This is a genomic window from Caulobacter sp. BP25 (assembly GCF_002737755.1).
GTDB lineage: Bacteria > Pseudomonadota > Alphaproteobacteria > Caulobacterales > Caulobacteraceae > Caulobacter.
Genome location: NZ_PEGH01000017.1, coordinates 517,037 through 540,941, shown reverse-complemented (window position 1 = coordinate 540,941; position 23,905 = coordinate 517,037). Strand labels below are relative to the sequence as shown.

Below are 23,905 nucleotides of genomic sequence, written 5' to 3'. Positions count from 1 at the left end.
GATGTCTTTCCTGAAGAACATCTCGATCCGTAACAAGATCATGCTGTCGTTCGGCCTTCTGCTGGCTGCGGCCGTGGCGATGATCATCAGCGTCTTCCTGCAGCTCACGAGCATGCAGGCGGCCATTGGGCTGAACGACGAGAGCAAGTCGATCATTGATCAAACGCAGACCGCCGAGAAGAGTATTCTGCGCGTCAACTCGCAGATGCGCGGGATCCTGCTCACGGGCAGCGTCAAGTACATGGCCTCCTACGACGAGGGCCTAAAAGGCTTCAATGATGCAATCGCCAAGCTCGAATCCTTTAATCTGACCGATCAAGAGAGAGCCGACCTGGCAAAGGTCAAAGCCGACACCAAGACCTGGCTGGACACCTATGGTCGCCCCCTCACGATGGCGGGCCTGGACCCCGCCCGCAAAGAAGAAGGCCGTCAGACTCTCACGGAGGCCGGCGAAAAGGCTCGAGTGACCCATATAATCAAGCGGATCGGGGTCATCCGCTCGACGGAACAAGCCCGTATGGCCGTACGCGAAGACGCCCAGCACAAGGCGATCTTCTCGTCAGTCGCCATGCTGATCGGCGGCGGCATCGGCCTGGTCGTGATCGCCGTGGGCATGGGCTGGCAGCTGACGACCCTGGTCGCCGCGCCGGTGGGTCGCATGACCCAGTCGATGCTACGCCTGGCTGACGGCGATTTCGACGTCGAGACGCCTGATCGCGATCGCGCCGACGAGGTGGGCTCGCTGTCGCGCGCCTTTGAGGCCTTCAAGGAAAACAGCCTTCGGGCGGTTCGCCTCGAGCAGGAAACCGGCGCGATGCGCGAGGCCGGCGAGGCCGAACGCGCTAGTGCCGAAGCTCAGCGGGCCCGGGAAGCAGCCGAGGATCGGGCGGCCATCGAGGCGCTGGGCAAAGGCCTGCACGCCCTGTCGACCGGCGACCTGACTCACCGCATCACCGAACAGCTGTCCGCCAAGACCGAGCAGCTGAAGGAAGACTTCAACGCTTCGATCGCCAAGCTGGAAACCGTGATGTCGGGCGTGCGTCACGCCGTCATGACCATCAGCGGCGGCGCGCGGGAAATCTCCGCAGCCTCCGACGACCTGTCTCGTCGCACCGAGCAGCAGGCCGCCAGCCTGGAAGAGACCGCCGCGGCGCTGGAAGAGATCACCGCCACGGTCAACAAGACCGCCGAAGGCGCCGGCCATGCCCGGTCGGCCGTCAGCAGCGCCAAGAGCGACGCCGAAGGCGGCGGCGAGATCGCCGAGCGCGCGGTCGCGGCGATGAGCGAGATCGAAAGCTCGTCCAGCCAGATCAGCCAGATTATCGGCGTGATCGACGAGATCGCTTTCCAGACCAACCTGCTGGCCCTGAACGCCGGCGTCGAAGCCGCGCGAGCGGGCGAAGCGGGTCGCGGTTTCGCCGTCGTCGCCCAGGAAGTCCGGGCCTTGGCCCAGCGCTCGGCCGACGCCGCCAAGGAGATCAAGCAACTGATCACCCTATCGACCAATCAGGTGATGACGGGCGTCGAGCTGGTCGGTCAGACGGGCAAGGCGCTGGAAAGCATCGTCGCCAAGGTCATCGACGTCAGCGGCGTCGTCACCGAGATCGCGGCTTCGGCTCGCGAACAGGCCACCGGCCTGGGCGAGGTCAATGTCGCTGTGAACCAGATGGACCAGGTGACGCAGCAAAACGCCGCCATGGTCGAGGAAGCCACCGCCGCCAGCCACAGCCTGGCCACCGAGGCCGACGACCTGGCTCGCCTGATGAGCCAGTTCAAGGTCAGCGAAAGCGCGGCTCGGGCGCTGGCGGCTTAAAGTTTCAGGTCCGCCGTGACGGGGGCGTGGTCGCTAGGCCGCTCCCATTCGCGAACGTCGTCGTGCACGCGGGATGAGGTCCTGCCGTCCACGATGGCGGCGCCGCGTAGTCCGGGGCTGGCCAGGATGTGGTCCAGGCGCAGGCCGCGGTTGGACTTGCGGAAGTCGGCGGCGCGATAGCTCCACCAGCTGAACAGCTTCTCCGGCTCGGGCGTGGCCAGGCGCGGCAGGTCCAGGAGGTTCATCGACTTGATCATCGCGTCGAAGGCCTCGAGTTCGGCCGGGGTGTGGCTGACGATCTTCAGCATCTGGCGATGGCTCCAGACGTCGTTTTCGCCCGGCGCGATATTCAGGTCGCCGGTGACGATCAGCGGATCCTTGGGATCGCGCTTTTTTAGAGCCGCCGTGAGCGTCTCATAGAAGTCGAGCTTGTGGTCGAACTTCGGATTGGCCACCCGGTCAGGCAGGTCGCCGCCGGCCGGGATATAGAAGTTCTGGATCTCGACCCCGGCCACCTTGACCGCGACGCAGCGCGCGTGGCCCTCGCGACAGTTCATCAGAGTCGGAACGTCCTCGATCGGCAGGCGCGAGGCGATCGCCACGCCATGCCAGCCCTTCTGACCCGCGATCTTCAGGTGCGGCAGGCCCATGGCCTCGAAGGCCTCGCGCGGGAACTCGCCCTCCTGGCACTTGATCTCCTGCATACACAGGACATCGGGCGCCTGCTCGTCGACAAAACGAGCGGCCTGTTCGGCGCGCAGGCGGACGGAATTGACGTTCCAGGTGGCGATACGAAGGCGCATGACCTCGCTCTATCGCGGATTACCACCGGCTGAAAAGAAAAACGCCCCCGGACACCGAGTGTCCCCCAAGCCGACCGTGGGTCGGCGTCCAAAAGAAAAACGCCCCCGGACACCGAGTGTCCCCAAGCCGACTGTGGGTCGGCGTCCAAAAGAAAAACGCCCCCGGACACCGAGTGTCCGGGGGGCGAAAGTCAGGTCTCTCATGCCGCCGCCGGGAGGGGATAGAATCCGGCACGGTTCGCGAGGAGCGGGTCGGTCGCTCTTCGCCATGCGTGTTAAATATGCCACGTCAAAACTTTTAGTCAAGCGGCTGTCGTGTTGATTCTTGCCTGTTGTGAGAATGTCACAAAACGGACTACGGACGGCCTACCTTCGGGCGAGGATCAGTCAGGACGAACAGCTTGGGGTCGAGTCCGGACGCCGGACCAAAGTCGGCCAGGCGGACACGGATCTGGCCGCCCTTGATGTCGGTGACCGTCCAGCCCATCAGCGCGACCGGGCCGTCCGAGAAATCCAGGGCGATCTTGCCCAGCGCCTGGCGCTTGGCGTCCTGGGCCACGATCGTGAAACCATCGGCCAGACGCCGGACGTCAGTGATCACGACGCCGCGGTCCAGTCGGACCTCCCGCGCTAGCAAGAGGTTCAGCGGCGTCTTGCTGAGCGGATAGCTCTCGTAGGTCTTCAGCCGGCTGTCCCAGATGTTGACATTATTGCCGTTCGACACGACCAGCAGGCCGGCGGGCGCGTCATAGGCGAACCGCGCCTTGCCTGGGCGCTGCAGGTAGAAGGTCCCCTGCGTGCGGGTCCCCCTCGCGTCGGTCTGGACGAAACGGCCTTGGGCCGAGGATAGGCCCTGGACATAGGCCGTGGCCTTGTCGACCAGCGCCTTCTGCTCGGCGTTCAGGACGGCCGGAGCCGGTGCGGTGTTCTGCGCTAGCGCGGGCGACGCCCCCAAAGCTGAAGAAAGGGCGGCGGCCAGGCCGGCCGCGAGGAGGAAACGGCGAGTGGTCATGCGAACTCCTTAGCCCCAACCTTGGCCCGCGCGAAGGCCGCCGCGAGGCCATTTTCCGGCGCGCCGATGAAGCGCCGTTCAGGTTGGGTGCGGGGGAACGTCCTGGCGAAGGCGAAGGTTGCCATTCCTCTTGCGACTTCCCCGGCGGATGCCGGGGCCTAGATCGTAAGGCTTTGAGGTTCATGCAAGAACGCCCGCGACCTTTCGGGATCGCGGGCGTCTTGGCAGCTGGGCCCCGGCATCCGCCGGGGAGATCGGAGAAAAGCGTTACAGCGCCGGCGGCGGCGGCGCCAGAATCTCACGCTTGCCGGCATGGTTGGCCGCGCCGACGACGCCTTCCTTCTCCATCCGCTCCATCAGCGAGGCGGCGCGGTTGTAGCCGATCTGCAGGCGGCGCTGGATGTAGCTGGTCGAGGCCTTGCGGTCGCGGGTGACCACGGCCACGGCGTGGTCGTAGAGGTCGTTGGCGCCGCCCTCGCCGCCGAACGCCGCCTCGACGGCCTCTTCCTGTTCCTCGTCGCCGCCGGCGGTGACTTCCTCCAGGTACTGGGGCGTGCCCTGGTCGCGCAGGAACTTGGCCACGGCCTCGACCTCGCCGTCGCTGACGAACGGGCCGTGGAGGCGGGTGATGCGGCCGCCGCCGGCCATGTAGAGCATGTCGCCCTGGCCCAGCAGCTGCTCGGCGCCTTGCTCGCCCAGAATGGTGCGGGCGTCGATCTTCGAAGTGACCTGGAAGCTGATCCGGGTCGGGAAGTTGGCCTTGATCGTGCCGGTGATGACGTCGACCGACGGGCGCTGGGTGGCCATGATCAGGTGGATGCCGGCGGCGCGGGCCATCTGGGCCAGGCGCTGCACGGCGCCTTCGATGTCCTTGCCGGCCACCATCATCAGGTCGGCGACCTCGTCGATGACCACGACCAGATAGGGCATTGCCTCGGGGCGGATCTGCTCGGTCTCGTAGATCGGGCGGCCGGCGTCGTCGAAGCCGGTCTGGACCGTGCGCTCGAAGTGCTCGCCCTTGGCCAGGGCTTCATTGGCCTTTTCGTTGTAGCCGGCGATGTTGCGCACGCCGATCTTGGACATGCGGCGATAGCGGTCCTCCATCTCGCGGACCGTCCACTTCAGCGCCACCACGGCCTTCTTCGGGTCGGTCACGACGGGGGCCAGCAGGTGCGGGATGCCGTCATAGACCGACAGTTCCAGCATCTTGGGATCGACCATGATGAAGCGGCACTTCTCGGGCGGCAGCTTGTACAGGATCGACAGGATCATGGCGTTGACGCCGACCGACTTGCCCGAGCCGGTGGTGCCGGCGATCAGCAGGTGGGGCATCTTGGCGAGGTCGGCGACATAGGGCTCGCCGCCGATCGTCTCGCCCAGCGCCATCGGCAGGATCTGGCTGGCCTTCTCATAGTCGGCGCTGGACAGCAGATCGCGCAGATAGACGGTCTCGCGCCGGGAATTGGGCATCTCGATGCCGATGGCGTTGCGGCCCTGGGCCACGGCCACGCGGCACGAGATCACGCTCATCGAGCGGGCGATGTCATCGGCCAGGGCCACGACGCGGGCGGTCTTCACGCCCGGCGCGGGCACCAGCTCGTACATGGTCACGACCGGACCCGGGCGGATCTGGTCGATCTGGCCCTTCACGCCAAACTCGGCCAGCACGCTTTCCAGTAGGCGGGCGTTCTGGCGCAGGGCTGCGGCGTCGACCTCGGACGAGCGCGGCTTGGACTTGGCCAGCATGGCCAGTTCCGGCAGCTGGAATCCGCCCTCGCTGTCGAAATCGAAGGCCTTCTGCTGCTCGCGCTGCTCGCGGCCGGATTCCTTGAGCGTGTTCTTGGGCTTGGCGATCGCCATGGGGCGAGCGTCCAGCGAGTCTTCGAAGTCGTCCTCGTCGTCCTGGACGGCGGGGGGCGGCGTGTAGGCGCGTTCTGGGGCGACCGGCGCCGCGGCGATGGCGGTGGCGTCGTCCTCGTCGTCTAGCGGCGGCAGGCGGCCGGGGCGCTCGCGCTTGGGCGGCTCGGCCTTCTCCTTCCTGGCGCGCGGGGCCTTGGCCGGGGCGGCCTGGGCGGGCGCCGGCTCCTGGCGCGGACGGGGGCGAAGGGCGGCCTGGAACACCTCGGGGTCGATGTCGCGCACGCCGATCGCGAAACCCAGGGCGAAGACGGCGGCGATCGCGAACAGCACGGCGGCGATCACGGTCGCGCCGGGGATATGGGCGAAGCGCAAGGTCCCGGCCACGCCGTGCAGCAGGGCCTCGCCCCAGAAGCCGCCCAGGCCCTTCTCAAGTTGCCAGATCGCCGGCGGCGGCGGCGCGGCCAGCACGGCGGCGAGCGCCAGAAGACCCAGGGCCCCTACGATCGCACGCACACGCATCGACTGACGGTCGGCGTCCGGATCGGCCTGGGCCACGCGGGTGACGCCAAACACCAGCATCAGCAAGGCCACGCCCCAGGCCGCGAGGCCCAGGGACTGCATGAGCATGTCCGAGATGGTCGCGCCGACGCCGCCCAGCGCGTTGCGCGCCGGCTCGCCGCTGGCGGCGTTCAGGCTGGGATCGGTGGCGTTGTAGGTGGCGATGGCCAGCAGCAGGACGGCGCCGATGACCGTCACCACTCCGCCCCGGAACCGGGCGGTCCAGGGCTGGACCCAGCCGTAACGGACCGCATCCCAAAGGAGCTCCGTCGGGGATCGCCGCGCCGCTCGCGCCATGAAAGTCTCCGAACTCAAAACGTATCTCGCGACCCGCCAGAATGGGTCGAACCAACATGTTTTGGCCGAAGAGGGTTAAGAGGCGTTTACGACGTTCGTCAGGGTTTCGTTCAAGCCGCCTCGAACGCCACCGGGCCGCCCCAGAAGCTCTGGACGAGGCCGTTCTGCGGCCCCGGCGTTCCGGTCGTCAGGAAGACGCGGCTTCCCCCCTGCCCCGGATCGTATTCCGGGTGACGCTCCAGGTAGAGCTCCAGCGCGTCGGCGGTGGCCTCGGGCTGCTGGATCAGCGGCGTGCCAAGCGGCAGGGCCGCGCGGAAGATATCGGCGATGATCTCGTAGTGGGTGCAGCCCAGCACCACGCGGTCGGGATAGCGGCCGATGCGGGTCTTCAGCGCCTGGACATGACCTTCGACGGCCTTGGCGAGATCAACGGCCGAGGCGTCGCCCTCGATCAGCGGGACCAGCTCCGGGCAGGCCTCGGAGAACACGGCCAGGTCCTGTTTGCGCTTGTCGATCTCGATCTCGTAGACGCGCGAGCGCACCGTGGCCTGGGTGGCGAAAACACCGAGAATGTCCAGCTGCTCGACCTTCTCGCCGCGCCGCTCGGCCTCGTGCTCCCAGGGCAGGCCCGTGGCCTTCTCGATCGTCGGGACGATGATGCCCAGGATGTTGACCGGACGGCCCAGGGCCTTGCGATAGGCGGGCAGCCAGGTCTGCTGCAGGCGGCGCAGGGCGATGGCCGAAGCGGTGTTGCAGGCCAGGACCACCAGGCTGGCGCCGCGCTCGAACAGGCGCTCGCAGCCGGCCTTGGTCAGCTCGACGATCTCCTCGCCTGTCTTGACGCCATAGGGGGCGTTGGCCTGGTCGGCCAGATAGGTGAAGTCCGCCTGGGGCAGACGCTGCACGAGGGCGCGGTGGACCGAGAGGCCGCCTACGCCGGAGTCGAAGACGCCGATCATGAGGCAGGTTTAGCGCTCCGGGCCGGCGGCGTCCACGCAGGGGCGAAAGGTTACAGTCCTGTCATGTGACGGCCGCGAGGCCTTGCCCTACGGTCCCTGCCAAACATCCATCGGAGACTCTCCGTGCAACGTCGTACCTTCCTTGCTTCCGCGGCCGCCACCGGGGTCGCCGCCGCCCTCAGCCCCAGCGTGTCCATGGCTCAAGCTGCCAATCCCCTGCTCCAGAAATGGACCGGCCCCTATAGCGGCGTGCCCGCCTTCGACAAGGTCAAGGTCGAGCAGTTCAAGCCCGCGCTCGAGGCGGCCATGGCCAAGAACCTGGCCGAGATCGACGCGATCACCGCCAGCAAGGCCGCGCCCAATTTCGAGAACACCATCGCCGCGCTAGAAGACGCCGGCCGGTCGCTGAACGACGTCCAGACCTACTATTACATCTGGGGCTCGAACATGAGCACGCCGGAGTTCCAGACGGTCGAGGAGGAGATGGATCCCAAACTCTCGGCCCACTACGACAAGATCAATCAGAACGCCGCGCTCTTCGCCCGCATCGAGGCTGTCTACACTTCGCCGGACAAGGTCAAGCTGACGCCCGAGCAGCAGCGGGTGCTGTGGATCTACTACACCAACTTCGTGCGCTCCGGCGCCAAGCTGAGCCCCGCCGCCAAGACCCGCGTCGGCGCGATCAACACCGAGCTGGCCGGCCTCTACACCAAGTTCAGCCAGAACCTGCTGGCCGATGAGAACACCTGGATCGAGCTCTCCGAAGCCGATCTGGCCGGTCTGCCTGAGGGCCTCAAGGCCGCCGCCGCCTCGAACGCTGCGGCCCGCAAGCTGCCGGGCAAGTTCATCGTCGTGAACACCCGCTCCAGCGTCGACCCGTTCCTGACCGAGTCCCCGGTCCGGGCGGCGCGCGAGAAGGTCTGGCGCGCCTTCGTCAATCGCGGCGACAACGGCGGCGCGACCGACAACAACGCGATCATTGCCAAGGTCCTGAAGCTGCGGGCCGAGCGCGCTAAGCTCTTGGGCTACAAGACCCACGCCCACTGGCGTCTTGAGAACGCCATGGCCAAGAACCCTGAAAACGCCATGGCGCTGATGGAGGCGGTCTGGACGCCGGCCATCGCCCAGGTCGCCATCGACGTCGCCGACATGCAGGCGATCATCGACAAGGAAGGCGGCGGGTTCAAATTGGAGCCCTGGGACTACCGGTACTACGCCGAGAAGGTCCGTAAGGCCAAGTACGACCTCGATATGAATGAGGTGAAGCCCTACCTGCAGCTGGACAAGCTGCGCGAGGGCATGTTCTGGGCCTCGGGTCAGCTATATGGCTTTGAATTCAAGAAGCTTTCCGGCATCCCCGTCTATCACGAGGACATCACCGTCTATGAGGTGACGCGCGGCGGCAAGCACGTGGGCCTGTGGTACTTCGACCCCTACGCCCGCCCCGGCAAGCGCTCGGGCGCGTGGATGAACGCCTACCGCACCCAGGAACGGTTCTCGAAGGCCAATGGGGGCGAAATCACCACGATCGTCTCGAACAACTCCAACTTCATCAAGGGCAAGCCCGGCGAGCCGGTGCTGATCTCGTGGGACGACGCCACGACCCTGTTCCACGAGTTCGGCCACGCCATCCACGGCCTGAACGCCAACGCCACCTATCCGTCGGTGTCGGGCACCAACGTGGCGCGCGACTATGTCGAGTTCCCCAGCCAGCTGAACGAGCATTGGCTGTCCACGCCGCAGGTGCTGAACCGGTTCGCCCTGCACTACCAGACCGGCAAGCCGATCCCGCAGGCCCTGGTCGACAAGATCGAGGCCGCCGGCAAGTTCGGCGAGGGCTTCGGCACGACCGAGTACCTGGCCTCGGCGTTGATCGACATGAAGCTGCACCTGGCCGGCGACGCCGACATCGACCCCGACAGGTTCGAGCGCGAGGAGCTGACCAAGCTGAACATGCCCAAGGAGATCGTCATGCGGCACCGTACGCCGCAGTTTGGCCACGTCTTCTCGGGCGACGGTTATTCGGCCGGCTATTACAGCTATCTGTGGGCCGACACCCTGACCGCTGACGCGGCCGAAGCGTTCCAGGAAGCGCCGGGCGGCTTCTACGACAAGGCCGTCGCCAAGCGGCTCTACGAGGACATCATGTCCAAGGGCAACACGGTCGATCCGGTCGAGCAGTTCCGCGCTTTCCGTGGCCGTGACGTCAAGATCGGCGCCCTGATGCGCAAGCGCGGCTTCCCGGTTCCGCCGGGGGCGTAATCGAACCCCCTCTCCCCTTGCGGGAGAGGGTGGCCCAACGGGCCGGGTGAGGGGTTTCTGGGGCGTGTCCGTCCAACCCCTCATCCGTCAGCTCCGCTGACACCTTCTCCCGCAAGTGGAGAAGGGTTAGATGAAATGGGGGCTGAAGGAGTTTTGATGGCCGCGTCCAAGTCCGTCCTGCCCGCCCTCGCCCTTTCCCTGTTCTTGTCGACCTCGGCCCTGGCCCAGACCGCCCCGCCGCCAACGGTCGATCTCGGTCAGGCCCCGGCTCAGGACGAGAGCGCGGTGGTCGCCGAGCTGACGATCATGGCCAAGCCGCCGGGCCCCGCCGTCTGGCTGGTCGAGAAGGACGGCGCTCGGCTCTACATCCTGGGCTCGGCCCCGCCCCTGCCCCACCAACTGAAATGGTCCAGCCCGCGCCTCGAGAAGGCGTTGGACAAGGCCAGTCTCGTGCTCGTGCCGCCCGAAGCTTCGGTCGGCGTCACCCAAGTCGCCGGCTTTGTCCTGCGGTTCGGCGCCGGCTTGCGCCAGCCGCTGGGCAAGTCGCTGGAGAACGAGCTGCCGCCCGACCTCAAGGCCCGGTTCGTGGAAGCGCGGACCCAGGCCCGCAAGGGCGCGGGCGAGTACAAGAACTGGAAACCTGCCGTGGCGGGCTTCCTGCTGCTGTCGGATTTCCGCCAGGCGGCGGGGCTTTCCGAAGCCAAGCCGGTCAGCACGGTCGAGCGCATGGCCAAGGCTCGCAAACTGAAGGTCAAGGCCGTGGGCCAGTACCGGATGAGCGCGGTGACGACGATTGCCTCGAAGCTTTCGGCCGAGGACCAGCTCTATTGCCTGCGCGTGGCGCTGGACGAGATCGCCTATGACGGCGCGCATTCTACGACGATCGGCCGCGACTGGGCCGAGGGCGATCTTGCGTCTGTCCGCGCCCGCTATCGGGCCAGCGCCGCCCAGCGGTGCCTGCTCCATGCCCCGGGCGGCGTCGAACTTCTGGAGAAGGGCGTCGGCCTGACGACGGGCGCCATGACCGAGGCCTTGAAGCGGCCGGGCGTCACCGTGGCGGTGGTGGATTTGGGTTTCCTGCTGCCCGCCAATGGCGTGCTGGACCGCCTGAAGGCGGGCGGCGCGACGATCACCTCGCCAGTCGAGTAGCCGCGCTCGTCGGCTTGACGGTTCGTCGTCGAAGCCGTCAGCCTCCGCCCGCCGTCTGGGGAGGAGACCCGATATGAGAACGCTGACGATCGCCGCCGCCGGGCTGGCCCTGCTCGCCGCTGGCGCGGCGCGGGCCGAGGTGGTCGACGCCCAGCCGAACGGCTTTGAGGTCAAGCACGAGGTGGTGATCGACGCGCCGGCTGCGGCGGTGTGGGACGTGCTGGTCCAACCGTCGAAATGGTGGGCGTCGGCGCACACCTGGTCCCGCTCGGCCGCCAACCTCTCGCTGGCGGCGGCGTCGGGCGGCTGCTTCTGCGAACGGCTGCCGAACGGCGGGTCCGTCGTGCACATGACCACGGTTCATGCCGCGCCGGGGCGGAAGCTCGTGCTGTCCGGGGCGCTGGGACCTTTGCAGACCTCCGGCGCGACCGGCGCGCTGACCTTCCTGCTCGCGGAGAAGGACGGCAAGACGACGATCACCGTCACCTACGACGTTGGCGGCTACCTGAAAGGCGGTTTCGACAAATGGGCCGCCGGCGTCGATGGAGTCATCGGCCAGCAGGTCGCCGGGCTGAAAGCGGCGACGGAGGCGAAGTAGCCTCCCCTATCCCGCAGGGGGGAGAAGGAAGGGGTTCTCGTTTCAGCCCGCGTCGGCCAGGTCGGCGTCGCCGCTGGCGCCGAGCAGCGCCATCTGCAGGCGCGAGCGGTCGCGGCGGGCCGCTTCCAGGGCGCCTTCGGCCAGAGCGTTCTCCGAGGTGAGGCGCTCGATCGTGGCTTGCAGCTCGGAGACCTTGTCCTCGTGCTCGCGGCGGATCTGGTCCTGGGCTTCCTGCATGGCGTCCAGGCGGGCGCGCAGTTGCTGGGCGCGCTCCTCGGCCCGCTTCATCGCCTTTTCCTGGGCGACGGCGCTCTTGGCCATCTGGTCGGCGCGCTCGATGGCGGTGGCGCGAGCCGTGTCGACGCCGGCGTGGCGCTGACGCAGGCTTTCGGCCTCTTCCTCCAGGGCGCGGATGCGTTCCAGGGCGCGCTCCAGGGCGACATTAAGGTCGCCGGCGCGGCGCTCGACGGCCTTCTGGTGGGCGCTGGACTCGGCCAGGCGGGCCGAGAGCTGCGTGTTCATCTCTTCCAGCTTGTCGGCGCGGCCCGTAGCGGTCTCGAGGCGCGTCTGCAGGGCCGAGATCTCGGCGCGGCTGGCCTCGACCTGGCTTTCCAGGCCGCGAACGATGCGGCCGCTGTCGGTCTGGTGGGCGGCCAGCGCGTTCTCGAGAGCCTGAACGCGCGCGCGCTCGGCGGCGACCTGGGCTTCGAGGTCGGTCTCGATGCGCGACAGGCGGGCCAGATCCAGGCCGGCCTGATCGACGCGCTTCTTGAGCGTGGCGGCTTCCTCGCCCAGCAGGGCGTTGTCTTGGTTGGCGCGGGCCAGGGCGGCCTCGGCGTCACCGCGACGGGTGTCGATGTCCTGAGCCTGGGCGCGCAGGCCCTCGACGTCCTGCACCAGGTGCTCGATGCGGGCGTTGGCGTCACGCAGGGATGCGTCGAGGTTCGAGACCTTCAGGTCCGACTGTAGCAGGGCGTTGCGCAGACGGTCGATCTCAAGGGCGTTGTCCTCCAGAGTCACATCCTGGCTCTGGCGGCGGGCGTCGGACTCGCCAAGGGCGGTTTCGGCGGCGGCGAGGCGAGCGCTGACTTCGCGCTCCTCGGCCTGGATCTGGGCAATCTGGCGCTGGGCGTGGTCGAAGTTGGCGCGCAGGGCGATCAGCTCGGCGTGTTCGGCTCGCCGGGCCTCGAATTCCTGGCCGACAGGGCCACGGATCTCGGCGATCAGCGGCTCGATCGCTTTCAGGTGCTCCATGACCCGGCCGATGCTGTCGAGCCCGCCGTGAATGGTCTCGTAGCGTTGACCGATGGCCTGGGTGGACTCGATCTGGTGAAGCATCGCCTCGCTGCGATCGTCGCCCAGAACGGCCGGCTTGGCGTTCTTGTCCCGAGAATTTTTCGACAGCAGTCTCATCTCGCCCACCTTCGCCCCATGCGGGTCCGACGCGTTCCTTAAGGAACGACGGCCGAACGCCGCGAATCTCTTACCCAGAGGTTAACAACTTAGTTCACGGACAAGATGAATGTCGAGTAGGGGTAACCGCGACCGGGAGTCGCGGATAGAACTCAAACGCCCCATTTTTGGGGATTGGCTGCGGATTCGGCCGCCATCACTCGACCGACCGCGTTAACCACGGCGGCGATCCGCAGCGCCGCCTGCGCCTGGAGCGGGGTCACGCCGCGCGCCCGCAGTTCGGCCTCATGGCTGTCGAGGCACGCGCCGCAACCATTGATCGCCGACGCTGCGAGACTCCACAGCTCGTAATCAACTGCGGGCGCGCCCGGATCGGACAGTCGGTTCATCCGCAGGCGAGACGGAAGCGCCCGATATTCGGCGGCGGACATCAGGTGCAGGGCGCGAAAGTAGGTGTTGTTCATCGCCATGACCGCCGACGCGGTTCTGGCCGCCTCGAAGGCCTTTTCCGAAAGGCCCGCCGCCTCGGCCGTCGCGTCGATCGCCCGCAGGGTCAGGGGCTCGGCCACCGTATGAGCGCTGGCGACGAAGCAGCCCCACTTGGCCTGGTCCGAAAGCACGGTCTCTTCGGCTAGGATCGAGAGGTTCCTGGCGATGTCCCGCGCGTAAGGCGGCAGGGCGGCGCACAAGGCTTGGATTGGCATGGGCGGCTCCAGATGACGGGGCCGCATAGCATTGTCAGGGGACGACGTCCCGGTCCGCCGCGGCGACGGGGGGCTGAGGGCGGACCGGGGATCAGGCGGGGCGCTTCGGGGGGATGGGGGAAACATCCGAAGCCTTTTCACCATGACCTTGGATAAGCGTCTCGGCGAAATGCATCCAATCAATAGTTTTTTGCTTTCTGATAGATGTCGCCTATATTCGACCCATGCTGCCCACCCTGCGCCAACTGCAATATCTGAAGCTGCTCTCAGAGCACGGCTCGTTCAGCCGGGCGGCCGAGAACGCCCACGTGACCCAGCCGACCCTGTCGGCCGGCATCCAGGAGCTGGAGAAAATCCTTGGCGCGCCCGTCGTCGATCGCGCGCGATCCGGGGTGATCCTGACCGCCGCGGGCCAGGAGGCCGTGCGCCGCGCCGAGGACATCCTGGCTCGGGCCGAGGATCTGGTGCAGGCCGCGCGGGGCGCGGGCCAGCCGTTGGCGGGCCGCTTCCGGCTGGGCGTGATCCCGACGGTGGCGCCTTATCTTCTGCCGCGCGCCCTGCCCGTCCTGCGCGACCGCTTCCCCAAGCTGAAGCTGTTCCTGCGCGAGGACCTGACTCAGCGGCTGATCGGGGCGCTAAAGGCCGGTGCGCTGGACGCGGCCCTGATTGCTCTGCCCTACGACATGAGCGGCCTGGACTGGGCCCATGTCGAGGACGACGAACTGCTGGCCGCCGCGCCCGCCAACCATCCGATGGCGGCGTCGGTTCGGGTCGATCCCGACAGCCTGCGCGGCGATGACCTGATCCTGCTGGAGGACGGCCACTGTCTGCGCGACCACGCCCTGGCCGCCTGTGGCCTGGAGCCGCCCTCCCGTTATGGCAATGGGGGCTTAGGCGAGGAGGAGAGCTTCGCGGCCACCTCCTTGCCGACCCTGGTGCAGATGATCGGCTCGGGCCTTGGCGTCTCGTTCCTGCCGGCCATGGCGGTGCAGGCGGGGCTGACCGACAAGGCCGCCGTCACCGTGCGCCCGCTGGCGACGGAGTATTCCAGCCGCGAGATCGTGGTGGCCTGGCGCGCGGGCTCCAGCCGCTCGGTCGAGGGCCGACTGCTGGCCGAAACCCTGCGCGAGGCCGGTTGAGGCGCCGCGCCGGGTCAGACCGTGTGAGCGATCGGCCCGTCTGGACGCCCTTCGACGAACTGGCGCACATAAGGATTGTCGGTCGTCTGGAGATCGGCGGCGGGGCCGCGCCAGACGATCTTGCCGCCGTGCAGCATGGCGATCTCGTCGCCGATGGTCTGGGCCGAGGCCAGATCGTGGGTGATCGACACCGCCGTCGAGCCCAGGCGACGCACCTGATCCGAGATCAGCTGGTTGATCGCCGCAGCAGTGATGGGGTCCAGACCCGTCGTCGGCTCGTCGAAGAACAGGATCTCCGGCTGGGCGACAACGGCGCGGGCCAGGCCCGCCCGCTTCTGCATGCCGCCCGACAGCTCGGAGGGGAAGCGGTCGGCGACGGCCGGGTCCAGGCGAACCTGTTCTAGGGCCTCGATGGCCCGTTCCCGCGCCTGCTTGCGCGGCACACCGTCGGCGTTGAGCAGGCGGAAGGCGACGTTTTCCCAGATGCTCAGGCTGTCGAACAGGGCCGCGCCCTGGAACAGCACGCCGATCCGCGAGAACAGCTTGCGGCGCTGGCCTTCCGACAGGCCGACGACGTTCTGGCCGTCCAGCTCGATCTGGCCGCTCTCGGGCCGCATCAGGCCAAGGGCGGTCTTGATGGTCACCGACTTGCCCTGCCCCGAGCCGCCGATGATCACCAGCGACTTGCCGGGCGCGACCGACAGGTCCAGCCCGTCCAGGACGGGTCGGTCTCCGAAGCGCTTGGTGACGCCCTTCCAGGCCAGTTTGGGGATCTGCGTCATGAGGCGTGGGTGAAGAAGGTGGTCAGGAGGTAGTCCGAGGCGAAGATCAGGATCGCCGAGGAGACGACCGCATGGGTCGTGGCTCGCCCGACCCCCCGCGCGCCGCCCGAGGCGTTGTAGCCGTGGTAGCAGCCCATCAGCGCCACGATGAAGCCGAACACGGCCGCCTTGATCAGGCCAGAGACGATGTCCCAGCTTTCAAGGAAGTTGACCGTGTTGCGGATGTAGATGGTCGGATTGAACTCCAGCACCCGCGTGGCGACCAGCCAGCCGCCGGCGATGCCGATCGTGTCGGCCACCGCCGTCAGCAGGGGCAGCATCAGCACGGCGGCCAGCAGGCGCGGCGCGACCAGATAGCGGAACGGATCGGTCGAAAGGGTGCGCATGGCGTCGATCTGCTCGGTCGCGCGCATGGCCCCGATCTCGGCGGCGATCGCGGCCGAGACGCGGCCGGCCAGCATTAGGGCGGCGAGGACAGGACCCAGCTCGCGCGTGATGCCAAGGGCCACAATCTGCGGCATCACCTGCTCGGCGTTGAAACGCCCGCCGCCGGTGAAGATGTTCAGCGCCAGGGCCGCGCCGGTGAAGACGGCGGTCAGGCCGACGACCGGCAGCGAGAAGAAGCCGATCGCCATGAACTGGCGCATCAGCTGGCCCGGAAACCAAGGAGGGCTCAGCGCCGCAGCGGCGCCCCGCACGGCGAACACGCCCACCGCGCCAACCGTGCGGACGGCGGCCAGGGTCGAACGCCCGAGCGATCGGATGGGATTGACGGCGACCTTCCGGGCCGCCTCGCCGGCGGTCATGTCAGTAGCTCTCGGCCGGTTGCGAGGCCGACGGCGTCGCCGCGCCCGTCCCCGTGTCGCTCGATCCGCCGCCTTGCGGACGGATCACCGAGCCGATCAGGCCGAAGATATCGACGGCGCCTTGCGTGTTCTCGATCTCGCCGCCCGGCTTGAGATCCTCCAACGAGGCGCCCGGCGCGATGGCGATGTGCGCCCCGCCCAGCAGGCCGTCGCTGGTGATCTTGGCCGTGGAGTCGGCCGGCAGCTTCACGCTGGGGTCGATGGAGAGCTTGGCGACCGCTAGATAGGTCTTCGGCTCAAGCGTGACCTGCGAGACGGTGCCGACCTTGACGCCCGCCACGCTGACGGCCGCGCCCGGGGCCAGCGAGCCGGCCTCGCCGAACTTGGCGCTGATCTCGTAGTTCCCGCGTTTGGTCGAGACGCCTCCCACGCTCAGGGAATAGGTCAGGAAGCTGCCTGCCAGGGCCAGAACAACCAAGCCCATGGCCGTCTCGGCCCATTGTTCGCGCAACGCCATAGTCTTCTTCCGTCCTCGGACGCCTCGCCGCTTAGCGACCCTTGGCGCCCTGCCCCTTTTGAAGTTGGTTGATCAGTACGTCGATGTTGCCGCCGGCGTTGTCGATCGTCGAGACGAAGTCCTGCTGCTGGGTGATGGCCAGCCACACGCCCTTGAACTGGACGTCGACGACCTTCCAGGTCTGCCCGCCGCCCAGAACCCGCCAGGACACCGGCAAAGGCTGGCTGATCTGGCCGCCCGAGATGGTGGTGTTGACGATCACGTCGCCGGGCTTGCGCACGGTCGAGCCGGTCACCTTCAGGACCTCGCCCTTATAGTCGTCGATGCGGTCCTGGTAGACGTTCTCGGCGTAGGTGCGGAAGGCCGGCGCGAAGCGGGCGCGCTGGTCGGGCGTGATGGTGCGCGCATACTTGCCCAGCACGAAGTTGGTGACGCGCGGCACGTCGGCCAGTTCGTCGATCGCCTGATGGAAGACCTGCTTCTTCTGGGCCTCGCTCATGCCCTTGTTGGCGAGCACCGAGATAACCCGTTGGGCCTTGGTCTGGACAAAGGCCTCCGCGTTCGGGTCGCGGGCCTGCTGGGCCATGGCGGGCGCGCCGATCGCGGCGGCGCCGAGGAAGGCCAAAAGCGCGGCGTTGGCGCCGCGCCGGGTGGGGGAGGTGTTCATCATCTTACCAGGTCGCTTATGGAGTGGACGTCGCGGCCGGCGCGGAAGCGTCCGGAGGCGGCGCGTCGAAATCAGGCAGGTCCTCGGCTTGGCCGGTGGCCTGACGGATGAAGGCTTCGCGGTATTGGCCATAGGCCGAGCGCGTCGTGACGTAGGGGTCGGACGAGTCTTTCAACGCATGGAAGGCCGGATCAGCCGAGGCGCGGACGTCGACGATCGTCACGCCCAGCCGCGCCTTTCCGAAGTCGGTGCCGATCCCGCCGGCCACCGCGCCGACCGGATCGGTGGCCATGTCCAGCGCCCGGCCTATGCCGTCGCGGACGTTCAGCGGACCCATCAGCGGCACATAGATATAGGCCCCAGGACCCGCCCCGTAGTAGCCGAAGGTCTGGCCGAAGTCGGAATCGCGGCGCGGCAGATTCATCTTGGCGGCCACGTCGAACAGGCCCAGCACGCCGACGGTCGAGTTGACGACGAAGCGCGTGGTGGCCCGCATGGCGCGCTTGGGCTTGCCCTGCAGGACCTGATTGATGACCGTGTTGGGCTCGCCCAGGTTATAGACCGCCGAGCTGACGCGGTTGCGGACGGGCTTGGGCGTCACGGCCATGTAGCCATGGGCGATCGGCGCCAGCAGCACCTTGTCCAGGCCCATGCCCAGCTTGAAGGCGCCGCGATTGAAGCCCTCGAGCGGATCGTTGGCCTCGACGGAGCCGGCAGCGTTCTCCTCCGCGTGGACGGCGGGCGCGAGCGCCAGCAGGCCTGCGGCCGCCGCGATCCCGGCGGCGCTGAAACGCCGGCCGAGCGCCCTACGGCGCGCACTGTGGTCCTTGTCGCTCAAGAGAATGCTCCTGCTTCTGAAGCCCCCATGTATTGACGCTCTGCTCCGTATCAAGACTGACGCGATCATTTCCGTACACCTCGGTCTTCTTTAGCGCCGATTGCGGTGAGACTGAGGCGGAGAGGTCGCAGTTGAGGGTGCTATCCCAGGGTTGAGCGGCCGCGCCTTCCTCCTGTCAGCGTCCAAGCTGATTCTCGATACAATCAGATATATCGAAAATAGCTCTTGACGAACTCGCGATCCGATATATCTATAATTCCGATATAACGAAATAGGATCTAGAACACATGTTTGGACGACATCATCATCACCAGCGCGGCCAATGGGAGGGCCGGGGCGAGGCGCATCGCGGCCGTCACCCGTTCGGTTTCCAGGGCGGTCATCCCGGCCGGGGCCGTGGCGGACGCATGGGTCGCTTCTTCGACCACGGCGACCTGCGCTTCGTGGTCCTCAAACTGATCGCCGACAAGCCCAGCCATGGCTACGAGCTGATCAAGGCGATCGAGACCGCCGCCGGCGGCGCCTATAGCCCCAGCCCCGGCGTGGTCTATCCGACCCTGACCCTGCTGGAGGAGATGGGCTATGTCATCGCCAGCGACGCCGGCGGCGGCAAGAAACTCTACACCATCACGCCCGAGGGCGAGGCGTTCCTGCAAAGCAACGACGCGCCGGTCCGCTCGCTGTTCGAGCGCATGGCGCAGGCGGCTTCGGACAGCGCGGCCTTCTCGCCGCAGATCCTGCGGGGCCGCGAGAACCTGAAGACGGCGCTGCGGCTTAAGCTGCATGGCGGCCAGCTGACGGCCGAGCAGATCGCGGCCGTCGCCAAGGCGCTGGACGACGCGGCTTCGGCCATCGAGTCGATCTGAGGGAGGCGCGAACATGGAAAGTCACGCTCGCGTCGCCACCGACAAGGCGGCTCGCTACATGATCCAGCTGGCCAAGCACTGGAGTCACAAGTTCGAGGTCACCTATGACGAGACCTCTGCCCTGTTCCCGCTGCCGCTGGGGACCTGCCGCATGGTCGCCCACGCCGACGGCCTGGACATCACCGTCGAGGCCGCCGACCAGGAGGGCCTGGCCCGCATGGAGGACGTGGTGGCCAAGCATCTCGACCGCTTCGCCTTTCGCGAAGGCGAGTTGAAGTACAACTGGACCCGCGCCTAGAGCCCTTCCGAGCAGATCGGATAAAAGGGCTCTAGAAAAGAAAGGGTTGAGCATTTTCGGTCGAAAATGCTCGGGGCCGGCGGGCGGCGTCGATCCGAGAGCGATCCGGAACAACGCCGCGCGTTAGGATCCACGATCAGTCCATCAGGCGGCGGGTCAGATAGACATACTCCAGCGCCTGCCGCCGGGCCGTCTCGGCCAGGTTGGCCGCGCCGGCGTGACCGCCGTCGATGTTCTCGTAATAGAGCACCGGATAGCCCAGCTCCATCAGCCGCGCGGCCGCCTTGCGGGCATGGGCGGGATGGACGCGGTCGTCCTTGGTCGAGGTCTCGATGAAGACCTCAGGATACTTCTGACCCGCCTTCAGGTTCGAATAGGGGTCGTACTTGGCGATCACCGCCCGTTCGGACGGGATAGCCGGGTCGCCATATTCGCCAACCCACGAGGCGCCGGCGCCAAGCTGGCTGTAGCGGATCATGTCGAACAGCGGCACCTGCACGACGACGGCGTTGTAGAGGTCGGGCCGCTGGGTCAAGGCCACGCCCATCAGGAGGCCGCCGTTGCTGCCGCCCATGATCCCCAGGCGTCGGGGTGAGGTGATCTTGCGAGCGATCAGGTCCTGGGAGACGGCGAAGAAGTCGTCATAGACCTTCTGGCGGTTGGCCTTCAGGCCGGCCTCGTGCCAGGCCGGTCCGAACTCGCCGCCGCCGCGGATGTTGGCGACCACATAGGTCCCGCCGCGCTCCAGCCACAGCTTGCCCATCACGCCCGAATAGCCGGGGGTGAGCGGCACCTGGAAACCGCCGTAGGCGTAGAGCAGGGTGGGGGCCGATCCGTCGTATTTCACGCCCTTGGGCCGCACCACGAAGTAGGGGATCTTCACGCCGTCCGACGAGGTCGCCTCGAACTGCTCGACGACGTGGGCGGAGGCGTTGAACCGCGCTGGCGAGGCCTTGACCTGCTCCAGCTTCAGCGAGCCTGCGTCGGCCAGCCAGTAGGTGGTCGGCGCCAGGTAGCCGGTGACGGTGACGAACAGGCGCTCGCCCTTGTCGTCCGACGAGCCCAGACCGATCGAGCTGTTGGCCGGCAGGTCCAGGGCCTGGGCGGTCCAGCCTTTGGGCCCATGGGTGAAGACCTTGGCCGCGCCCTTCACGTTGTCCAGCATGCCGACCACCAGCTTGGTGCGGGTGGTCTGGACCTGCTCGACCGACTGGCGCGCGGTGGGCCGCAGCACGAGGGTCGCCGTCGCCTTGTCCGGGGCGGCTTTCAGCTTGGCCAGGTCAAAGCTGATCAGGTCGCCGGTCTTGAAGCCCTTGGCCGGCCACTCCTGCTCCATCAGCACGACCATCTGGCCGTCGACATAGCCCTGGATCGAGCTTTTCAGCGGCAGGTCCAGCTTCACGGGCTTGGCGCCCTCCAGCAGATAGACCTCGCTCTCGAAGAAGGTCACGCCCCGGTGCGCCATCACCGCCACGACCTTGCCGTCGGCGTCGCGCAGCACGATCGGGCTGACGGACACGTCGGTCTTCTGGCCGCGATAGACCTCGACCGCCTGGTCCGGAGACTGGCCGCGCTTCAGCGTCTTCAGGACATAGGCATAGCCGGAATCGGTCAGCTCGCCCGGCGTCCACTCGCGGCCGACCAGCAAGGTGTCCTTGTCCAGCCAAGTATAGTTCTGTTTGCCCTCGGGCAGGACGAAACCGCCGTCCACGAAGCTCTTGGTCGTGGTGTCGAACTCGCGGACGGTCACCGCGTCCTTGCCGCCGTTCGACAGGGTGACGAGGCACCGGGTCTCCTCCGGCGGCAGGCAGCTGGCGCCCTTGAACACCCAGTTGGCGTTCTCGGCCTTGGTGAGGGCGTCGATGTCGAGGATCGTCTCCCAGACGGGCTCGGCCGTGCGGTAGCTCTCCAGTGTCGTCTTGCGCCACAGGCCGCGCACGTGGTCAGCGTCCTGCCAGAAGTTGCGCAAGCTTCCGTCGCCGGCGAACGAGACGCCCGGCACCCGATCCTTGGCGTTCAGGATCGCCAGGGCCTGGGCCTCCAGGTCGGCGTAGCGAGGATCGCCTTGCAGCACGCCCAGGCTGCGCGTGTTCTGAGCCTTGGCCCAGTCGAGCGCGCGGGTTCCCTCGATCTCCTCCATCCACAGATAGGGATCGTTCTTGCCCAGCTCGGACAGCGGCGTGCGAGCCTCGGCGGGCTTGGCGCTGTCGGCGGCGGTCGCGGGGGTCAGGGTCATCAGGCTCGTGGTGGCAAGGAGGGCGAGAAGGAGACGCTTCATCTAGTGATCCATCAGCTGGCGCGACAGGTAGGTGTAGTGCAGGGCCCACCGGCGGGCGTTAGCCTTGGGGTCGGCGCCGTTGGCGTGGCCGCCGTCGGTGTTCTCGAAATAGAGATGGTCGACCTTCAGGTCATCCAGGCGCGCGGCGAACTTGCGGGCGTGGCCCGGATGGACGCGGTCGTCCTTGGTCGAGGTCGTGATGTAGGCCAGCGGGTATTTCACGCCGGCTTTGAGGTTCTGATAGGGGCTGTATGTCTCGATCCAGGCCCGCTCGGCCGGGATGGCCGGGTCGCCATATTCGCCGATCCACGAGGCCCCGGCCGGCAGCACCGTGTAGCGGATCATGTCCAGCAGCGGGCTCTCGACCACCACTGCGTTCCAAAGCTCCGGACGTTGGGTCATGGCCACGCCCATCAAGAGGCCGCCGTTCGAGCGGCCATAGGCGCCGAGATGCCGGGGCGAGGTCGCCTTGTCGGCGATCAGCTTTTCGGCGACCGCGAAATAGTCGTCATAGGCGCGCTGGCGGTTGGCCTTCAGCGCCGCCTCGTGCCAGGCCGGGCCGAACTCCCCGCCGCCGCGGATGTTGGCCACGGCGTAGGCGCCGCCGCGCTCCAGCCACAGCTTGCCGATCAGCGGGTCGTAGACGGGCAGCTTCGACAGGTTGAAGCCGCCATAGGCGTGCAGCAGGGTCGGGTTCTGGCCGCTGAGCTTCCAGCCCTTCTTGTGGACCAGGAAGTAGGGGACGGCCGTGCCGTCCTTCGACGTGGCCGACTTCTGCTCGACGACCATGTCCTTGGCGTCGAACTGAGCGGGCAGGGACTTGACCGTCTCGGCGGTGGTCCCGGTGGCGTCGGCCAGCTTCAGCTCGGTCGGCGTCAGGAACCCTTCCACCGTGTAGAAGACGTCATCGCCTTCGTCGGAAGTCGAGCCCAGCGAAACGGCGGCGTTGTCGATCACCGGCAGCGTCTGGGCCGTGACCCCGAACTCGCCGCGCAGCCGCAGGCTGACCAGGCTGCCCCGGACATTGTCATAGACAACGGCCAGCACGCGGTGGTCGGTCACGGCCACCTGGTTGATCGACTGGCGGGGCCCCGGAGCCAGCAGCTGGCACGGATCGCAATCGTTGCTGATCGCGATTTGCTTGTCGCGGGCTCCCGTCAGCAAGTCTTGCGACGCCGCGACCAACGCGCCGGCTGGATAGGTGATGGCGCTCGTCCCAACCTTGACGGTCCACGGCTCCTCAATCTTCAGAATCAGCTTCCCGCCGATCAGGCCGCTTACGCCGACCTTTCGTGGGATCGGCAAAAGCTGGGCGGCCTGGCCGTCCCACAGATAGGTCTCGTCGTGGAAGAAGTCCGTGGCGCGGGTCAGCAGGACGACCCGGTTACCGGCGGCGTCGCGCAGCACATTCGGGCGGGCGGAGACGTCGCTCTTCTGGCCCCGGAACACCTCGACGGCGTCGCTCAAGGCCTGGCTGCGCTTCAGCGTCTTGATCACAAAGCCGTAGCCGCTTTCGGTCGTCGTGCCCGGACCCCAGTCGCGGGTCAGGATCAGGGTGTCGGCGTCCAGCCACTCGATGGTCTGCTTGCTCTCGGGCAGGACAAAGCCGCCGGCCGCCGGATCGACGAAGGTCTTGGTGGTCAGGTCGAACTCGCGAACCGTGACGGCGTCCTTGCCGCCGTTGGATAACGAGATCAGGCACCGGTCATGGGTCTTGGGCCGGCAGTCGGTGCCCTTCCAGATCCAGTTCTTGCCCTCGGCTGCCGAGAGCGCGTCTAGGTCGATCACCGTCTCCCACTGGGGGCTGGCGGACTTGTAGGACTCCAGGCTCGTGCGCCGCCAGACGCCGCGCACGTGGGTCGCGTCCTGCCAGAAGTTGAAGACTGTCTTGCCGACGAAGTTCGGCATGGCGATCCGGTCCTTGCTGGCCAGGATCTTCAAGGCGTCGGCCTGCAGGCCGGAAAAGCGCGGATCGGCCGACAGCAGCGGAAGCGTCTTGTCGTTCTGGGCCTTCACCCAGGCCAGCGACGAGGGCGTCTCGACCCCTTCCAGGGCCAGATGCAGGTCCTCCGCCTGGGCCAGGGCCGAGCCGGAGGCGAGAAGGGCGATGGCGAATGCGGCCGCCGAGCCGTGACGGAGCGTGAGCATGGTCGCGGACGGTAACGAACAATCCGCCGCGCGCCAGCCCACTTTTCGGTTCATTCGTGCCTTCGATGGCTCCAAGCCAAGGCGTTTCTTCCCCGCGTCGAGCCATCCCCTGACTTGGCGGGGCTTTTCCACTATATA

General features: G+C 67.2%; 20 protein-coding genes. 7 read left to right on the top strand and 13 right to left on the bottom strand.

Annotated elements, in window-relative coordinates:
* The first annotated feature begins 1 nt into the window (after nt 1).
* Nucleotides 2–1,813, top strand: coding sequence for a methyl-accepting chemotaxis protein (locus tag CSW59_RS12775; RefSeq protein ID WP_099444377.1), 1,812 nt, complete (start codon nt 2–4; stop codon nt 1,811–1,813).
* Here the strand turns inward: CSW59_RS12775 and xth are convergent.
* The 4 genes from xth to murI form a co-directional block, all read right to left on the bottom strand.
* Complete coding sequence (gene xth / locus CSW59_RS12770; RefSeq protein ID WP_099444376.1) at nt 1,810–2,616, bottom strand: exodeoxyribonuclease III; 807 nt, start codon at nt 2,614–2,616, stop codon at nt 1,810–1,812. The genes CSW59_RS12775 and xth overlap by 4 nt on opposite strands.
* A 355-nt stretch (nt 2,617–2,971) precedes the next feature.
* Nucleotides 2,972–3,628, bottom strand: coding sequence for an outer-membrane lipoprotein carrier protein LolA (locus CSW59_RS12765; protein ID WP_099444375.1), 657 nt, complete (start codon nt 3,626–3,628; stop codon nt 2,972–2,974).
* A gap of 267 nt (nt 3,629–3,895) precedes the next feature.
* Complete coding sequence (locus tag CSW59_RS12760) at nt 3,896–6,361, bottom strand: DNA translocase FtsK (RefSeq protein WP_201722792.1); 2,466 nt, start codon at nt 6,359–6,361, stop codon at nt 3,896–3,898.
* 92 nt (nt 6,362–6,453) lie between these two features.
* Nucleotides 6,454–7,302, bottom strand: coding sequence for a glutamate racemase (gene murI, locus CSW59_RS12755; protein WP_099444373.1), 849 nt, complete (start codon nt 7,300–7,302; stop codon nt 6,454–6,456).
* A 123-nt stretch (nt 7,303–7,425) separates the two neighbouring features.
* Between murI and CSW59_RS12750 the strand changes: the two genes are divergently transcribed.
* The 3 genes from CSW59_RS12750 (at nt 7,426) to CSW59_RS12740 (ending at nt 11,311) form a co-directional block, all read left to right on the top strand.
* Nucleotides 7,426–9,564 carry a M3 family metallopeptidase gene (locus tag CSW59_RS12750; RefSeq protein WP_099444372.1) on the top strand — a complete coding sequence of 713 codons (2,139 nt, stop codon included), beginning with the start codon at nt 7,426–7,428 and terminating at the stop codon, nt 9,562–9,564.
* 156 nt (nt 9,565–9,720) lie between these two features.
* Nucleotides 9,721–10,713, top strand: a complete 993-nt coding sequence (locus CSW59_RS12745) for a TraB/GumN family protein (protein ID WP_099444371.1) — start codon at nt 9,721–9,723, stop codon at nt 10,711–10,713.
* Nucleotides 10,714–10,786: 73 nt separating this feature from the next.
* Nucleotides 10,787–11,311, top strand: coding sequence for an SRPBCC domain-containing protein (locus tag CSW59_RS12740; RefSeq protein WP_099444370.1), 525 nt, complete (start codon nt 10,787–10,789; stop codon nt 11,309–11,311).
* Nucleotides 11,312–11,353: 42 nt separating this feature from the next.
* Here the strand turns inward: CSW59_RS12740 and creS are convergent, their stop codons facing one another.
* Both creS and CSW59_RS12730 read right to left on the bottom strand, forming a co-directional pair.
* Nucleotides 11,354–12,724 carry a crescentin gene (gene creS, locus CSW59_RS12735; protein WP_201722791.1) on the bottom strand — a complete coding sequence of 457 codons (1,371 nt, stop codon included), beginning with the start codon at nt 12,722–12,724 and terminating at the stop codon, nt 11,354–11,356.
* 152 nt (nt 12,725–12,876) lie between these two features.
* Nucleotides 12,877–13,428, bottom strand: coding sequence for a carboxymuconolactone decarboxylase family protein (locus CSW59_RS12730; protein WP_099444369.1), 552 nt, complete (start codon nt 13,426–13,428; stop codon nt 12,877–12,879).
* 224 nt (nt 13,429–13,652) lie between these two features.
* Between CSW59_RS12730 and CSW59_RS12725 the strand changes: the two genes are divergently transcribed.
* On the top strand, nt 13,653–14,567 hold the full coding sequence (locus CSW59_RS12725) for a hydrogen peroxide-inducible genes activator (RefSeq protein ID WP_099444368.1): 915 nt from the start codon (nt 13,653–13,655) through the stop codon (nt 14,565–14,567).
* 14 nt (nt 14,568–14,581) lie between these two features.
* Here CSW59_RS12725 and CSW59_RS12720 read toward each other — a convergent pair whose 3' ends face one another.
* Genes CSW59_RS12720 through CSW59_RS12700 form a run of 5 tightly spaced genes read right to left on the bottom strand, consistent with a single transcriptional unit; the run spans nt 14,582 to nt 18,177 of the window.
* Nucleotides 14,582–15,349: an ABC transporter ATP-binding protein gene (locus CSW59_RS12720; protein WP_099444367.1), complete on the bottom strand. Its 768-nt coding sequence runs from the start codon at nt 15,347–15,349 to the stop codon at nt 14,582–14,584.
* A complete protein-coding gene (locus CSW59_RS12715) occupies nt 15,346–16,155 on the bottom strand; it encodes an ABC transporter permease (protein ID WP_099444366.1) in 810 nt (269 codons plus the stop codon). The genes CSW59_RS12720 and CSW59_RS12715 overlap by 4 nt, the downstream gene beginning before the upstream one ends.
* 1 nt (nt 16,156) lies before the next feature.
* Complete coding sequence (mlaD, locus tag CSW59_RS12710) at nt 16,157–16,672, bottom strand: outer membrane lipid asymmetry maintenance protein MlaD (RefSeq protein ID WP_099444365.1); 516 nt, start codon at nt 16,670–16,672, stop codon at nt 16,157–16,159.
* Nucleotides 16,673–16,703: 31 nt separating this feature from the next.
* The gene (locus CSW59_RS12705) at nt 16,704–17,342 is read right to left on the bottom strand and encodes a phospholipid-binding protein MlaC (RefSeq protein ID WP_099444364.1); all 639 of its coding nucleotides are present in this window, start codon (nt 17,340–17,342) and stop codon (nt 16,704–16,706) included.
* 13 nt (nt 17,343–17,355) lie between these two features.
* Nucleotides 17,356–18,177: a VacJ family lipoprotein gene (locus tag CSW59_RS12700; RefSeq protein ID WP_099444363.1), complete on the bottom strand. Its 822-nt coding sequence runs from the start codon at nt 18,175–18,177 to the stop codon at nt 17,356–17,358.
* Nucleotides 18,178–18,464: 287 nt separating this feature from the next.
* Between CSW59_RS12700 and CSW59_RS12695 the strand changes: the two genes are divergently transcribed.
* Entirely contained in the window at nt 18,465–19,043 is a 579-nt protein-coding gene (locus CSW59_RS12695) for a PadR family transcriptional regulator (RefSeq protein WP_201722790.1), read from the top strand.
* 13 nt (nt 19,044–19,056) lie between these two features.
* A complete protein-coding gene (locus CSW59_RS12690) occupies nt 19,057–19,341 on the top strand; it encodes a DUF2218 domain-containing protein (protein WP_099444361.1) in 285 nt (94 codons plus the stop codon).
* A gap of 136 nt (nt 19,342–19,477) precedes the next feature.
* On the opposite strand, the gene CSW59_RS12685 is transcribed toward CSW59_RS12690, so the two are convergent.
* Entirely contained in the window at nt 19,478–21,619 is a 2,142-nt protein-coding gene (locus CSW59_RS12685; protein ID WP_099444360.1) for a prolyl oligopeptidase family protein, read from the bottom strand.
* Nucleotides 21,620–23,899 (bottom strand): prolyl oligopeptidase family protein, encoded by a 2,280-nt coding sequence (locus CSW59_RS12680; protein ID WP_201722789.1) that lies wholly within the window; start codon nt 23,897–23,899, stop codon nt 21,620–21,622.
* Nucleotides 23,900–23,905 lie beyond the last annotated feature (6 nt).

Coding starts and splice junctions, on each gene's coding strand:
- CSW59_RS12775 (WP_099444377.1), top strand. CDS start 2: ATGTCTTTCCTGAAGAACATCTCGATCCGTAACAAGATCATGCTGTCG.
- xth (WP_099444376.1), bottom strand. CDS start 2,616: ATGCGCCTTCGTATCGCCACCTGGAACGTCAATTCCGTCCGCCTGCGC.
- CSW59_RS12765 (WP_099444375.1), bottom strand. CDS start 3,628: ATGACCACTCGCCGTTTCCTCCTCGCGGCCGGCCTGGCCGCCGCCCTT.
- murI (WP_099444373.1), bottom strand. CDS start 7,302: ATGATCGGCGTCTTCGACTCCGGCGTAGGCGGCCTCTCGGTCCACCGC.
- CSW59_RS12745 (WP_099444371.1), top strand. CDS start 9,721: ATGGCCGCGTCCAAGTCCGTCCTGCCCGCCCTCGCCCTTTCCCTGTTC.
- CSW59_RS12740 (WP_099444370.1), top strand. CDS start 10,787: ATGAGAACGCTGACGATCGCCGCCGCCGGGCTGGCCCTGCTCGCCGCT.
- creS (WP_201722791.1), bottom strand. CDS start 12,724: ATGAGACTGCTGTCGAAAAATTCTCGGGACAAGAACGCCAAGCCGGCC.
- CSW59_RS12730 (WP_099444369.1), bottom strand. CDS start 13,428: ATGCCAATCCAAGCCTTGTGCGCCGCCCTGCCGCCTTACGCGCGGGAC.
- CSW59_RS12725 (WP_099444368.1), top strand. CDS start 13,653: ATGCTGCCCACCCTGCGCCAACTGCAATATCTGAAGCTGCTCTCAGAG.
- CSW59_RS12720 (WP_099444367.1), bottom strand. CDS start 15,349: ATGACGCAGATCCCCAAACTGGCCTGGAAGGGCGTCACCAAGCGCTTC.
- CSW59_RS12715 (WP_099444366.1), bottom strand. CDS start 16,155: ATGACCGCCGGCGAGGCGGCCCGGAAGGTCGCCGTCAATCCCATCCGA.
- mlaD (WP_099444365.1), bottom strand. CDS start 16,672: ATGGCGTTGCGCGAACAATGGGCCGAGACGGCCATGGGCTTGGTTGTT.
- CSW59_RS12705 (WP_099444364.1), bottom strand. CDS start 17,342: ATGATGAACACCTCCCCCACCCGGCGCGGCGCCAACGCCGCGCTTTTG.
- CSW59_RS12695 (WP_201722790.1), top strand. CDS start 18,465: ATGTTTGGACGACATCATCATCACCAGCGCGGCCAATGGGAGGGCCGG.
- CSW59_RS12690 (WP_099444361.1), top strand. CDS start 19,057: ATGGAAAGTCACGCTCGCGTCGCCACCGACAAGGCGGCTCGCTACATG.
- CSW59_RS12685 (WP_099444360.1), bottom strand. CDS start 21,619: ATGAAGCGTCTCCTTCTCGCCCTCCTTGCCACCACGAGCCTGATGACC.